At 67.0% G+C, this 13,347-nt stretch carries 13 protein-coding genes; 6 read left to right on the top strand and 7 right to left on the bottom strand.

Going from position 1 to position 13,347, the window contains the following annotated elements; translation table 11 throughout:
* The first annotated feature begins 30 nt into the window (after positions 1 to 30).
* From BOS5A_RS04605 to BOS5A_RS04595, 3 genes are read left to right on the top strand one after another with little or no spacing between them, the layout of a single operon-like run.
* Positions 31 to 1,206, top strand: a complete 1,176-nt coding sequence (locus BOS5A_RS04605; protein WP_151954009.1) for a sensor histidine kinase — start codon at positions 31 to 33, stop codon at positions 1,204 to 1,206.
* Positions 1,203 to 2,003 carry a LytR/AlgR family response regulator transcription factor gene (locus tag BOS5A_RS04600; RefSeq protein ID WP_151954008.1) on the top strand — a complete coding sequence of 267 codons (801 nt, stop codon included), beginning with the start codon at positions 1,203 to 1,205 and terminating at the stop codon, positions 2,001 to 2,003. The genes BOS5A_RS04605 and BOS5A_RS04600 overlap by 4 nt, the downstream gene beginning before the upstream one ends.
* Positions 2,000 to 2,749 (top strand): isocitrate lyase/PEP mutase family protein, encoded by a 750-nt coding sequence (locus tag BOS5A_RS04595; RefSeq protein WP_234419203.1) that lies wholly within the window; start codon positions 2,000 to 2,002, stop codon positions 2,747 to 2,749. Before BOS5A_RS04600 ends, BOS5A_RS04595 begins: the two co-directional genes overlap by 4 nt.
* Here BOS5A_RS04595 and chrA read toward each other — a convergent pair.
* Positions 2,737 to 4,056: a chromate efflux transporter gene (gene chrA / locus BOS5A_RS04590; RefSeq protein ID WP_151954006.1), complete on the bottom strand. Its 1,320-nt coding sequence runs from the start codon at positions 4,054 to 4,056 to the stop codon at positions 2,737 to 2,739. The two genes, BOS5A_RS04595 and chrA, sit on opposite strands and share 13 nt — an antisense overlap.
* A gap of 163 nt (positions 4,057 to 4,219) precedes the next feature.
* On the opposite strand from chrA, the gene BOS5A_RS04585 reads away from it, so the two are divergent.
* Positions 4,220 to 4,897 (top strand): hypothetical protein, encoded by a 678-nt coding sequence (locus tag BOS5A_RS04585; protein ID WP_234419202.1) that lies wholly within the window; start codon positions 4,220 to 4,222, stop codon positions 4,895 to 4,897.
* Between the two features lie 21 nt (positions 4,898 to 4,918).
* Here the strand turns inward: BOS5A_RS04585 and BOS5A_RS04580 are convergent, their stop codons facing one another.
* On the bottom strand, positions 4,919 to 7,258 hold the full coding sequence (locus BOS5A_RS04580; protein WP_442800507.1) for a TonB-dependent receptor: 2,340 nt from the start codon (positions 7,256 to 7,258) through the stop codon (positions 4,919 to 4,921).
* A gap of 278 nt (positions 7,259 to 7,536) precedes the next feature.
* On the opposite strand from BOS5A_RS04580, the gene BOS5A_RS04575 reads away from it, so the two are divergent.
* Entirely contained in the window at positions 7,537 to 9,411 is a 1,875-nt protein-coding gene (locus tag BOS5A_RS04575) for an ABC-F family ATP-binding cassette domain-containing protein (RefSeq protein ID WP_151954003.1), read from the top strand.
* A 7-nt stretch (positions 9,412 to 9,418) separates the two neighbouring features.
* Here the strand turns inward: BOS5A_RS04575 and BOS5A_RS04570 are convergent, their stop codons facing one another.
* The 4 genes from BOS5A_RS04570 to BOS5A_RS04555 form a co-directional block, all read right to left on the bottom strand.
* Positions 9,419 to 10,345 (bottom strand): alpha/beta hydrolase family esterase, encoded by a 927-nt coding sequence (locus BOS5A_RS04570; protein ID WP_199857200.1) that lies wholly within the window; start codon positions 10,343 to 10,345, stop codon positions 9,419 to 9,421.
* A gap of 168 nt (positions 10,346 to 10,513) precedes the next feature.
* Positions 10,514 to 10,870 carry a PilZ domain-containing protein gene (locus tag BOS5A_RS04565; protein ID WP_151954002.1) on the bottom strand — a complete coding sequence of 119 codons (357 nt, stop codon included), beginning with the start codon at positions 10,868 to 10,870 and terminating at the stop codon, positions 10,514 to 10,516.
* Positions 10,871 to 10,940: 70 nt separating this feature from the next.
* Positions 10,941 to 11,225, bottom strand: coding sequence for a DUF3297 family protein (locus BOS5A_RS04560; protein ID WP_151954001.1), 285 nt, complete (start codon positions 11,223 to 11,225; stop codon positions 10,941 to 10,943).
* 96 nt (positions 11,226 to 11,321) lie between these two features.
* Positions 11,322 to 11,681: a hypothetical protein gene (locus BOS5A_RS04555; RefSeq protein WP_151954000.1), complete on the bottom strand. Its 360-nt coding sequence runs from the start codon at positions 11,679 to 11,681 to the stop codon at positions 11,322 to 11,324.
* Between the two features lie 134 nt (positions 11,682 to 11,815).
* Between BOS5A_RS04555 and BOS5A_RS04550 the strand changes: the two genes are divergently transcribed.
* Complete coding sequence (locus BOS5A_RS04550) at positions 11,816 to 12,217, top strand: EVE domain-containing protein (RefSeq protein WP_151953999.1); 402 nt, start codon at positions 11,816 to 11,818, stop codon at positions 12,215 to 12,217.
* Between the two features lie 177 nt (positions 12,218 to 12,394).
* Here the strand turns inward: BOS5A_RS04550 and BOS5A_RS04545 are convergent, their stop codons facing one another.
* Positions 12,395 to 13,342, bottom strand: a complete 948-nt coding sequence (locus tag BOS5A_RS04545) for an ATP-grasp fold amidoligase family protein (protein WP_234419201.1) — start codon at positions 13,340 to 13,342, stop codon at positions 12,395 to 12,397.
* Positions 13,343 to 13,347: the final 5 nt, after the last annotated feature.

The raw sequence follows: 13,347 nt of genomic DNA, 5'->3' as shown, positions 1-13,347 counted from the left end.
GCGTCACCTTGGTGTAGGGGCAGGCCCGCAATGGCCACTGTTCCAGCCCAGGCGCCGCAGGGCGCGACTCCGATTTCGGCCCCGCCCCCGGCTGCAGCAGCCGCCGCGCGCCCGACGCCGACGGTCTTCGTGCGCCCCTTCTTCGAGGACAAGGCGCGCGCCTTCTGGATCCTGCAGGCGGTCGGCTGGTCGGGCTATCTCATCCTGCGCTCGGTCTCGATCGTGTCGGGCGGCTTTTCGCTCCAGGCGATCGCGCCGGTTCTGATCGAAACGATCGTCGGCTACTGCCTGACGCTGCTGCTCTCCGCGCTCTACGGCTATTACCGCCAGCTGCCGCGGCTGACCGGGCTGCCGCTCACCGTCTTCACGCTGGGCGCCGCGACCTTTTTCTACGCGCTGCTCGATACCTTCGCGTTCAGCTTCATCAACAGCCCCGCACCGGGGATCGAGATGTCGAAGCTCTTCGCGGCGGTCTTTTTGAACTTCACCGTCCTGGCGGGCTGGTCCGCGCTCTATTTCGGGATCAATTTCTACCTGATCGTCGAGGATCAGATCGACCAGATGCAGCGGCTGGAGACGCAGGCGTCGTCCGCGCAGCTCGCGATGCTGCGCTATCAGCTCAATCCGCATTTCCTGTTCAACACGCTCAATTCGATCTCGACGCTGGTGCTGCTGAAGCAGACCGAGCGTGCGAACGCGATGCTCAGCCGGCTGTCCTCGTTCCTGCGCTATACGCTGGCGAACGAGCCGACCGCGCATGTGACGGTCGCGCAGGAGATCGAGACCCTGAAACTCTATCTCGAGATCGAGAAGATGCGCTTCGAGGACCGGCTGCGCCCGAAATTCGATATCGATCCGCGCGTCGAAAAGGCGCGACTGCCCTCGCTTCTGCTCCAGCCGCTGGTCGAGAATGCGATTAAATATGCGGTGACGCCGATGGAGGAAGGCGCCGAAATCTGCGTTTCCGCACGGCTCGCCGGGGAACGCGTGCAGATCGGCGTATCCGATACCGGGCCGGGATTACAGGCGACGAAAAGCAGGCCATCCCTTTCAACCGGGGTTGGCATTGCCAATATCAGGGAACGACTGGCGCAGGCTTACGGGCCGGACCATAGTTTCCGGGTGCGCGCCATGCCGCTGGGCGGGTTCGGGGTCGAGATCGAATTCCCGTTCCAGCTCGAGGAACCGAATAGAGAGGCGCAATGACCATTCGTACTATCCTCGTCGACGACGAGCCGCTCGCGATCCAGGGGCTCGAGCTCCGCCTCCAGGCGCATGATGACGTCGAGATCATCGCCAAGTGCCAGAACGGCCGCGAGGCGATTTCAGCGATCAAGACTCACAAGCCCGATCTGGTGTTTCTCGACATCCAGATGCCGGGGTTCGACGGATTCTCGGTCGTGCAGGGCCTCATGGAGGTCGAGCCGCCGCTCTTCGTCTTCGTCACCGCCTATTCGGACCACGCGCTGCGCGCGTTCGAGGCGCAGGCGGTGGATTATCTGATGAAGCCGGTTGAGGAATCCCGGCTTGCCGACACGCTCGATCGCATCCGCCAGCGGCTCAACGAAAAGCGCGGCGTCGAGGAAGTCGAGAAGCTGAAGGAAGTGCTGGCCGAAGTCGCGCCGGAGGCCGCCGAGGAACTGGCGGACGGTGGCGACCAGATGGCGGCGAGCCGGTTCGAGAAGCTCATCAACATCAAGGATCGCGGGCAGATCTTCCGCGTCGATGTCGACACGATCGAGCGGATCGACGCGGCGGGCGACTACATGTGCATCTACACCGGCGACAACACGCTGATCCTGCGCGAGACGATGAAGGACCTGGAAAAGCGGCTCGACCCGCGCCGGTTCCAGCGCGTCCACCGCTCGACCATCGTCAACCTCGATCTCGTCAAGCAGGTCAAGCCGCACACCAATGGCGAATGCTTCCTGGTGCTCGATTCGGGCGCGAGCGTGAAGGTGAGCCGCAGCTACCGCGACGTCGTGGCGCGCTTCGTCCATTGAGCCGCTTCGCCACCTTCGCCGCGCTGCATGTGCGCGGCACGCCGGTCATCCTGTTCAACGCATGGGATGCCGGATCGGCGAAGGTGGTGGCGAAGGCGGGCGCCACAGCCATTGCAACCGGAAGCTGGTCGGTCGCCGCGGCCAATGGCCATGACGACGGCGAGGCGCTGCCGATCGCTGTCCTGCTGGAAACCGCGCGGCGGATCGTCGCGAGCGTCGATCTGCCCGTCTCGATCGATTTCGAGGGCGGTTATGCGGTGTCGCCGGGCGATCTCGCGGCCAATGTGGCGCGACTGAAGGGCACCGGCGCGATCGGGTGCAATTTCGAGGATCAGGTCGTCGGCGGCGAAGGGCTTCACGGCATCGAAGCGCAAGGCACGCGTATCGCCGCCATGCGCAACGCGGTAGGGACCGATTTCTTCATCAACGCGCGCACCGACATCTTCCTGCAGGCTGCACCCGACGCCCACGACGCCGCCAAGGTCGCGGAGGCTGTCGCCCGCGGGCGCGCCTATGCCGGGGTCGGCGCGAGCGGGTTCTTCGTACCCGGCCTCGTCGATCTCGATCTGCTGGGCCAGGTCTGCCGCGAGGTGCCGTTGCCGGTAAATGCGATGGCCTTTCCCGGCGCGCCGTCTGCAGACGCATTCGCGCGCGCCGGCGTCGCGCGGATCAGCCACGGACCCGGGCCCTACCGGATCGCGATGGCGGCGCTCGAAGACGCCGCGCGGACCGCCTACGCGGCCTGACCCAGCGCGACCCCAGCCAGCGCGGCGATCGGCAAGACCTTCCACACCGCCAGCCTGAATCGGAACAACAGGACTGCGGCCACAACCGCGATCAGCGCCGCGCGCCAGTCGAAGCTCGCCGCCAGCGGCATGTCGATCGCGATCGGCCCGGCGTTCACCCGAACGCTTCGGGTAAAGATCACATGGACCGCGAACCACAGCGCCAGGTTCGCGATGACCCCGACGACCGCCGCCGTCACCGCGGCAAGCCCGCCGGCGAGCCGCTTCGCGCGGCGCAGTCGTTCCATCCACGGGGCGAGCGCGAAGATCCACAAAAAGCAAGGCACGAAGGTCACCCAGGTGGTGAGCGCCGCCGCCGCGATCCCTCCGACGAGCGGCGAGAACGGCGCCGCGGCGCGCGTGCCGGCGAGGAAACCGACGAACTGCGTGACCATGATCAGCGGCCCCGGCGTCGTCTCGGCCAGCCCAAGTCCGTCCGCCATTTCCCCCGCGCTCAGCCAGTGCATCGACTGCACCGCCTGCTGCGCCATATAGGCGAGGACTGCGTAGGCGCCGCCGAACGTGACCACCGCGAGCTGCGAGAAGAACAGGCCGATGCGCCAGAGGACATGCTGATTGCCGAGCGTCACGAGGACCAGCGCTAGCGGCGCCGCCCAGATCGCGATGCCGATCGCGACCGTCCGCACGGTTGCGCCAATGCGCGGGACCGGCCCCGCCGGATCGCCATCGGCAGCATGCGCTCGGAGCCATTCGGGCCGGCGGCCGGCGATCACCATGCCAAGCGCGCCCGCGCCGAGCACGACCACCGGGAAAGGCACCGCGAACAGGAACAGCGCGACGAAGGCGACCCCAGCCAGCACGCGCTTGAACGCGGTATCGAGCGTCCGCCCGGCGATCCGCACCAGCGCCTGGACGACCACCGCCAGCACCGCGGCCTTGATGCCGAGGAACAGTGCCGCGAACCAGCCTAGCCCGGCGGCATGGACGTAGAGGATCGACAGCGCGAGGATGACGAACGCACCGGGCAGCACGAACAGCAATCCGCTGACCAGGCCGCCGCGCCAGCCGTGGAGCCGCCAGCCGAGATAGGTCGCGAGCTGCTGCGCCTCAGGTCCCGGCAGCAGATGGCAGAGGTTCAGCGCGTGGAGGAACTCGGCCTCCTCGATCCAGCCGCGCTTCTCGACGAACTCGCCGTGCATCAGCGCGATCTGCCCGGCCGGGCCGCCAAAGCTCAGCGCACCGACTTCGGCCGAGACGCGCACCAGCGCTCCGAACGACGGTTGGGCGGACTCAGGGGTATCGGCCATGACGATGCTCCGTGTGGCGGCAGCAGCGTGGCAGCGCGCGCATCGGGATCGCAACGATATTTGGTTGGCATACCCTAAAGAGCCGCGCGACCTTATCCGAGTTGACGCCGGCCGAAATCGCGGCGCAGACTGGATTTCAATGGTTTGCGTACCCCTTCGCCATGTGCGGATCGCCGCCCTTGCCGCACTCGTCTGCGCAAGCGCCCCTGCCCTCGCGGAAACGCCGCGCGACATGCTGATCCATGCCGCCTTCAGCGAGCACAGCGTGCCTGCGGCACTTGCGCGAATCGATTCGGCACAGACGCTTGCGGCCGGCACGCTTCGCCGCGTGCCCGGAGACAAGGAGGCCGCGCTCGTCGCTGCGATGGCGTTCGGCTACCGCGCGAAGCTGACCGGCAGCCGGACGGGCGCGATCGCCGCGCGGCGCCAGTTCGAGCAGTTGGTGGCGCAGGACCCGCGCGATCCCGAACGCCAGCTTGCGCTCGGCGCGTGGCATACCGGCGCGATCTTCAAGCTCGGGCGGCTGATGGCGCGCGCCGTGCTTGGCGCGCAAAAGGGCGAGGCTCTGACCGCAATCGACCGCGCGGTCGCCCTGTCGGCGGGGCGGGCGTCGGTGACGGGGCTGGCTGCGCTGCTGCGGCTGGAGCTCGATCCGGCCGATGCGAAGGGCCGCGCGCTTGCCGAGACGACCGCGCGGCTGAACGCATCGACCCCGCTCGACCAGATCATGAAGCGCGCGGCGGTAGCGGTGCTGGTGCCGGTGCACGCGGGCGATACCGACGCGACCGGCAAGCTCGCCGCGCGGCTGCTGCCGTTCGGAGCGCTGGACGGCGCGAACTGACACGCCGTCCAGCGACGCCGATTACCGCGTCTTCGCGCTGATCGACAGGCCGATGACCCGCGGTTCGTTGAACACCGCGGCCATGTAGTTCTCGATCACGCCCTTCAGGTTCTTCTCGTTCGTGATGTTGCGCGCGAACGCCGCGATCTCGAACCGGTCGCCCGGCGTCCGGTAGCCGATCTTCAGCCCGCCCTCGAAGTTGCCGTTCGCGTAGAACTCCTTCGTCTTGTAGAGGACGAGGTTCGTATAGCCCTGCAGGTTCCAGTCGGTCGCGACGAAGGCGGTGCCGCCGTTCGACAGCGGCTGGTCATACTGCGCGGTGAGATCGACATTGTATTCCGGCGCGTTGGGCAGCGGGTTGCCGTCGATCTGCGCGAAGGTCGCGGGCGCGCCGAAAACCGGACGGACGATCGTCGGGTCCTCGACGGTGCAGACGACGGCGCCGTTGAGCGCACAGACCTGCGCATAGACGCGCTTGTCCTTGATCTCGCTGTGCAGCGCGCTGACACCCAGCCCGATCGACAGGTTGCGGATCGGGCGCCAGTCGAGTTCGGCTTCGGCACCGTAAGCCCGTGCCTTGTCGGCGTTGAACAGAACGCCGTTGCCGTTCGAATCGTTACCGTTCAGCTGGATATCGCTGACGGTGTAATAGAAAGCCGACGCGTTGAAGCGCAGCGTGTTGCCGAACAGGTTGCTCTTGAAGCCGGCTTCCCAGGACACATTGGTTTCCGAATTCGCGGTGGTGAAGTCGGAGTTGAACACCGCCGAGCGCCCCTGGATCGTCGGACCACGGAAGCCGCGCGCGACGCGCGCATAGAGGTTCAGATCGGGGTTGACCGTATAGAGCGCCGACAGGTCCCAGCTCGGCTGGGTGTCCGAAAGGCTCACGTCCTTGCGACCCCTGTAGGTCACGACGCCCGCCGCGGTGTCGGCGGTCTTGAGCAGCCGCGTGCGCTTGTTGTCCTCGGTGATGCGGCCGCCGGCGGTGATCGTCAGCTTGGGCGTCAGCGCGTAGCTCGCCTGGCCGAAGACCGCATAGGACGTGTTGCTGTTACGCAGGCGCACCCAGTTGTTCGGGTTGCGCGCGGCGGTCGTCAGGAAATAGGCGCGCTGGTAGAAATCGGTCAGGTCGCGGCTGTCGAAGATCATGCCGCCGAACTGGTATTTGAACGGGCCCGAGCCGTTCGACGCGACGCGCAGCTCCTGCGTCCACTGATCGAGATCGCGCAGATTGCCCTGGCTCTCGCCATAGCCGTTGGCGACGCCGTTCACCGGGAAGTTGGCCGCAGCGCCGCCATCCGTGTCGCCGCGGCTGTAGCCCGATGCGTGCTCGTAGGCGGTGATCGAGGTCAGCGTCGCCGCCCCGAGATCGATGCTGAGGTTCGCCGAGCCCCCTTGCATCTTGTACGCCTGCGGATTGTTCTGCGCCTCGTCGAGCGCGATGCGGTCGCGGGGTTCGGCCGAGATATCGTTCGAGCCCTTCTTCAGCGCCCCACGGTGGAAGATCGTCGAGGTGCCTTCATAATCGCGGACATGGCCCGAGAGCAGGAGCGACACCGCCGAGCCGGGCGTGAAGAGCAGTTGCGCACGCGCATCACGCTCCAGGAAGCCGCCCATCACGTCCTTGACCGGGCTGATCGTGCCGTCCGCAGAAGGCCCGCGATAGGTGTTGTCGATCCAGTCGCTGCGGCGCTGGACGAGGCCCGACACGCGGTAGGACAGCACGTCAGGAATGATCGGCCCGCCGACGCCAGCGTCGATCGACAGCGTATCGTAGCTGCCGCCCGAGATGTTGAGGCGACCTTGCGTTTCGTTCGACGGGCGGATCGTGTCGAACTTGATGATGCCTGCGGTCGTGTTGCGGCCGAACAGCGAACCCTGCGGGCCGCGCAGCACCTCGATCTGCGCCACGTCGAACACGGGATTCGACTTCAGCACGACATGCTCGAGCACGACATCGTCCTGGATGATCGACACCGGCTGCGAAGCGCCGAGGTAGAAATCGATGTTGCCGAGCCCGCGAATGTAGAAGCGCGGGAAGATGCGGCCGGTCGTCGTTTCGGCATACAAGCCGGGAACGCGGCCCGCGAGCGAGAGAATGTCCTCGCCGCCGCCCTGGAACGCGCGCAGGTCGTCGCCCTTCACGGCGGTGACGGAGAGCGGCACCTTCTGGATGTTCTCGCTGCGGCGCTCCGCGGTCACCACGATCTCGTCGAGCGTGCCGTCGGGTGCGGCCTCGGTCGACCCTTGGGCAGCCTGTGCGGGGGCGGCGTCCTGGGCGTGGGCGGCGTTGGCGGTGACGAGCGCACCGAAGGCGGCGGTCGCGAGCAAGGCGCGACGCGAAACGAAGTTGGTCAAGATGGTCCCCTTTGACGAGTATTCGGTCGGCCCGCACGCCTGCCTTTTCCCGCGACGCCCGGTCGTCACGGTTCGGCGATTCGTCGCCATGGCTGCGTGTCAGCCCTCCCCGCTCGCGCCGCTAGGCCCGAATTGCGACGAGATCGTGACAACGTCGCCCCGCCAGGGATGTGCTTCCGCGGAGGCGGGAGTCCAGACTGGACCCCGCCTTCGCGGGGGTAGATCATGGCGCGGCATCTCCAATGACAATCCGTGCTGCATCTGCTAACGCGCCCGCCATCATGCTCAATCTCAACGGCATCACCGTCCGGCTCGGCGGCCGCACGATCCTCGACCGCGCCACGGCGTCGCTGCCGCCGGGCAGCCGTGTCGGGCTGATCGGACGAAACGGCGCGGGCAAATCGACGATGGTGAAGGTCATCGCCGGGCTGCTCGATCCGGACGAAGGCTCGGCCGACATGCCGCGCGGCGCTCGTGTCGGCTATATCGCGCAGGAGGCGCCGTCGGGCGAGAAGACGCCGTTCGACACGGTGCTGGAGGCCGATATCGAGCGCGCGACGCTGATGCACGCCAGCGAGACCGAGACCGATCCGGAAAAGCTCGGCGACATCTACGAACGCCTCATCGCGATCGACGCCTACACCGCGCCGGCGCGGGCCGCGCGCATCCTCTTGGGTCTCGGCTTCGACGACGCGATGCAGGCGCGTCCGCTCGACAGCTTCTCTGGCGGATGGAAGATGCGCGTCGCGCTCGCCGCCTTGCTGTTCTCGCAGCCCGACCTGCTGCTGCTCGACGAGCCATCGAACCACCTCGATCTCGAGGCGGTGATGTGGCTGGAGGATTTCCTGCAGAGCTACAAGGCGACGATCGTCGTCGTCAGCCACGAGCGTGATTTCCTGAACAATGTCGTCGATCACATCCTGCACCTCGCGGGCGGCAAGATCACGCTTTACCCGGGCGGCTACGACGCGTTCGAGCGGCAGCGCGCCGAGCGGCTGGCGCAGCTGGCGGCGGCCAAGGCCAACCAGGACGTCCAGCGCGCCAAACTGCAGGACTATATCGCGCGCAATTCGGCGCGCGCCTCCACCGCCAAGCAGGCGCAGAGCCGCGCCAAGGCGCTCGCCAAGATGCAGCCGATCGCCGAGGCGTATGAGGACCCGTCGCTCGCGTTCGGCTTCCCCAACCCGACCGAACTCCGCCCGCCGCTCATCACGCTCGATCACGCTGCGGTCGGCTATGACGGCAAGCCGATCCTGCGAAAGCTGAACCTGCGGATCGATCCCGACGACCGTGTCGCGCTGCTCGGCCGCAACGGCAACGGCAAGACGACGCTCGCGCGGCTGCTCGCGGCGCAGCTGACACCGATGGAGGGCGAGAAGGCGGCGACCGGCAAGATGACCGTCGGCTATTTCACCCAGTATCAGGTCGAGGAACTGGACACCGACGACACGCCGCTGGAGCATATGACCCGCGTGATGAAGGGCGCGACTCCGTCTGCGGTGCGCGCGCAGCTCGGACGGTTCGGCTTCTCCGGGGACAAGGCGACGACCAAGGTCGGCAAACTCTCCGGCGGCGAGCGCGCGCGGCTCGCGCTCGCGCTCATTACCCGTGACGCGCCGCATCTGCTGATCCTCGACGAGCCGACCAACCACCTGGATGTCGATGCACGCGAGGCGCTGGTGCAGGCGCTCAACGCCTATACCGGCGCGGTACTGATCGTCAGCCACGACCGCCACATGATCGAGACGACCGCCGACCGGCTGGTGCTGGTCGATGGCGGCACCGCGCGCGAATATGACGGATCGATCGACGATTATATCGCGCTCGTCCTGAAAGGCGACGGGGCCGACAAGGCGGAAGGCAGGACCGGGGGCAAGGCGGCGAAGAAGGACAAGGCCGCAGCCGCTGCTGCGCGCGAGGCGGAAAAGACCTGGCGCAAGGTCGCAAAGGATGCCGAGGCCGAGGTCGCGAAGCTCACCGCCGAACGCACCCGCGTCGAGCATGCGATGTTCGATCCCGCCGGGGCCGATCCGTCGCTGGCGAAGCTGTCGATGGGCGATCTCGGCATCCGCCGCGCCAGCCTGTCGGACCGGATCGAGTCGGCGGAAGCGAAGTGGCTGGAGGCGAACGAAGCGCTGGAAAACGTCGCCGCCTGACCCTGTGTCAGCGGTGGAAGCGTGACAGGAACGCCCAAAGCGCTTCGTTGTCGACGACCCAGCGGTGCGTGCCGCCGACGGTGATCCGCCCGACGACTGCCGCCCCGTCACGGCAGGCTTCGTAGCGCTCCTCATACACGCCGTCTGCGACCCAGCGCGTGACGGGCGCGGCAGCGCAGCCGTTCAATTGCGCCCAGCGCTGTTCGGCGACGTGCATGGAATATTGCCAATACCCCGCGCCGCCGCCGGTGATCGGATTGGTCCTGTCAGCGTCGCCGGCAAAGGCGATGACCGGCACCGCGCGCGCCGGGCGACAGGTGGCGGGATCGGGCCGCGTGCGATCGAGCGCGTCCGGATTGCCGGCACGCAAACCGACCACGGGCGCAATCGCCGCAAAGCGCGCCGCGGCGACGCAGCCGAGCCACGAGGTCATCCGACCTCCGCCGGAAAGCCCGGTCGCGTAGACGCGGGTCCGATCGATGCAGCCGTGCGCCGCCAGCCAGTCGATCGACTTGCCCAGCCATGCAACATCGTCCGCTGCCTCCGGCCCAGGCACTGTCCCCTCGACCGTCGGAACGCCGGGGATGTTCCAGACGAAACCGGAACCCACGGCGATCCCGCCATCGGGTGCGGCGACGATGAAACCGTGTCGATCCGCCGTCGCCTCCAGCCCGGAATCGTGCAGCATCTGCGCGCCGTTGCTGGTGCTGCCGTGGAGCAGGATGACGAGCGGTGCGCGCTTTGCCGGGTCGAAGCCGATCGGCAAGTGCAGAAGCATCGTCCGGCCGGTGTCACCGATCATGATGCGGGCCGTCGCGCCTGCCGCACCCAGACCGCAGCGCGTCTCGGCCAGCGCGCCGGGCGCGAGGAGGATCGCGGTTGCAACGACAAACCCGGCGGCAAGCGCATGAAGGCGGCGGACAAGTCGCGTCATGGCGGAAAGGGTAGGCAGCCGCGAACCGGCTGGCAATCGCGAGGGCAACGCGCCTCGGGGGGCACATGACCGCCGACAGAATGGAGAGAGGATGGCCTGCGCGTCACCGTCAGACGAAGCTGGACCCCGGATCAAGTCCGGGGTGGCGTAGATGGCCCCCCGCCACCCTTAGTGCTTGACGCGCGGCAGCGGCGGACGGTCGTCCTCGTCATCGAAATGATAGACCCGCGCCAGTTCCTCGACGAACGTCTCGTCCAGCGCTTCCTCGAACGCACAGCCCGCCTCGAAATCGCCGACCCAGGCGACGCGCGCCCGTCTGGTGATGCTGCCGGGCAGCGTCAGCTCCACCGTCGCGCCAAGGTCGATATCGGAGAACAGCATCAGCCGCGCACCCGATTTCGACAGGTTGGTCACACGGCACACACAGCGCGGGGAATCGCCGCTCTCGATGCGTCCGGGAACACTGAGCGCGATCCGGCGCGCGACCCGCGGGTCCGATTCGACCCTCAATTCTGCCGAAAACATCGCCAACTCCGCCTTGCACCACGCCGCATCCTGCGACTGCGATGGTTAAGGCGCCGTTAGCGTTCGGCGCTCAGCTGTCGGCGGCGGCCTCGCCGGCGTTCGCGCTGTCGCCCTCCGCCGAACGCTCGAACCAGGCCTCGACCGGGCCGGTCAGCTTCAACGTGAGCGGATTGCCCTTGCGATCGACCTTCTTGCCGAGCGCGACGCGAATCCAGCCTTCGGAGATCGAATATTCTTCGACATCCTTACGCTCCACGCCCTTGAAGCGGATGCCGACGCCGCGTTCCAGCAGCGCCTGCTCGAAATAGGGGCTGCGCGGGTTGATCGAAAGGCGGTCGGGCGGGGTGTCGGTCATGCGCGAGCGTCTAGCGCGGGTGCGGGGCCATGCCAAAGAAAAAGCGGCGCGCGAGATCGCTCCCGCGCGCCGCCGATTACTCCCGGAGGTTCGGCATCAGTTGCAGACGCGAACCCGGACGTCACGGCCATAATAGGGGTCCCAGCGCCACTGGTTCCAGCACCGCGGCCGGTAGTTGTAGCGATAATCGTCGTAATAATAGGCGCGCGGCGGCGGCGCATAATAGCCGCGGTCGTAATAGCCCCGATCATAATAGCGGTTGTTGTTGCTGCTCGCGATCGCGGCGCCGACACCGAGACCGACGATGCCGCCCAGGATGGCCGCGCCAGCGGTATCGCCGCCGCGGTGATAGTGGCGATAGCCGCCCCAGCGCTGCGCCTCGGCCGGCGCCGATGCGGTGATGGCAGTGGCGGCAAGGGCGATGCCCAGACCCGCCTTTTTCAACAGACTGTTCATTCGAACCTCCTCAACAGATACGCCCGGTCCGCTTGGATCAAACGCATAAGGGTGCGAGCGTGTTGCAGTCTTTGCCCGAGTCGCGCTGAACCGGCGCGGAATGCGGCGTTAATTGTGGGTTTAGGAGACGGGATTTGGCGCATTGGCTGCTGAAATCGGAACCGCACAGCTACAGCTGGGACGATCTCGTGCGCGACCAGGGGACCGAATGGGACGGCGTGCGCAACAATGCCGCGGCGGCGCACCTGCGTGCCGCGAAAGTCGGCGACCGCGCGCTTATTTATCACTCGGGCGAGGAAAAGGCTGCGGTCGGCATCGCCGAGGTCACGCGCGGGCCGAAGAAGGATGGCGACGAGGGTAACTGGGTCTCGATCGCGATCCGTGCGGTCGAGGCGTTGCCGACGCCGGTGACCCTGAAAGCAATGAAGGCCGACGCGCGTCTTGCCGATATGGTGATGCTCCGCCAGTCCCGCCTGTCGGTCTCACCGGTCAGCGAAGCGGAGTGGAACGCCATTCTGGCAATGGCAAAGGGATGAACCGCGCGCGGTGGTGATCCCTATCCTGACCCTCGCGCTTGGCGTGCTCTTCGTCGTCGGCGCCTTCATCTGGGCGGCGTGCGACGGGCATTGGATTATTGCCGGGCTTGCGGTGGCTGCGTTCGTGACCGTCCTCGTCCTGACAGCCCGGGCTATCGGCGGTGCGCAACCGCTGCTCTATGGCCTGATGCTGGGACTATCGCTGTTCTTCGCCGGGCTGATGATCGTGCTCGGGGCGTTGATCCGCGTGCTGCTTTTCGTATCGCGCAACGATGGATCGCAGATCGCCGCCAGCCACTTCGCGCCGATCGCGAGATCGAGAGACGGCGGATCGAACGGATCGAGGCCCGAGCCAGGATAGAAGGTCATTTCCCCGAAGCGCGGCCGACCGCCGATCTCGTACAGATCGACGCGAACGAAATCGAAGATCTTCGCCAGCGTTTGCGCTGCGGCGATCATCGCGGTCAGCGATTGCGGCCGCGGCGGATCGGCGTCGCCGGTGGAGGATGAGACGCGACGCCAGTCGCGATCGAACAGCATCCACCGGTGCACCCGCCCGCGACCGAGATGGACCTGGATATACTCCGCGCGCCCGCCGAAAACGTAGATTTTGTAGTCGATCGGCAACGCCGGCGGTGTGCCGACGAACGGTTCGATCAACAACCCGCGCGGGATGTCGGCATAGGCCCATTCGTCGAGCCACGTTCCATAGCGCATCGCCATCCACCGCGCCGAGCGCGCGCGGATCGCCTGCCAGTCGGCAGAGGCATCAAGGACGAAGGCGTTCTGGTTGCAGCCGTGACGCGATTTGACGACGAACGGCGCAGTCCAGCGCGGTGTCGGAGGCAGCGCGCGCCCTTCCCACCAGGTCGGCGTGACCCAGTCGCTACCCAACCGATCCGCGACCCACGCCTTCACCGCGACCTTGTCCGCCAGCAGCGGCATTCGCGGGTCGCGATCGATCAGCTTGCGGCGCTGGACGAGTTCCGTGAAGCGCGTCGGCCGTGCAAGATCGGGCATACACCCATGCCGCCAGTAATAAGCGAGCCGGATGCGCCACGCCGACGCGGCGCGGTCCGGGATCGCGGTGGCGGGCTGCGTCGGCGGCGGCCCAGGCCGGGTCACCGCCG

The sequence above is a fragment of the Sphingomonas sp. EC-HK361 genome (assembly GCF_902498785.1).
Taxonomy (GTDB): Bacteria; Pseudomonadota; Alphaproteobacteria; order Sphingomonadales; family Sphingomonadaceae; genus Sphingomonas.
The sequence above is the reverse complement of the archived record's forward strand: the minus strand, read 5'-3'. Positions and strand labels throughout refer to the sequence as shown.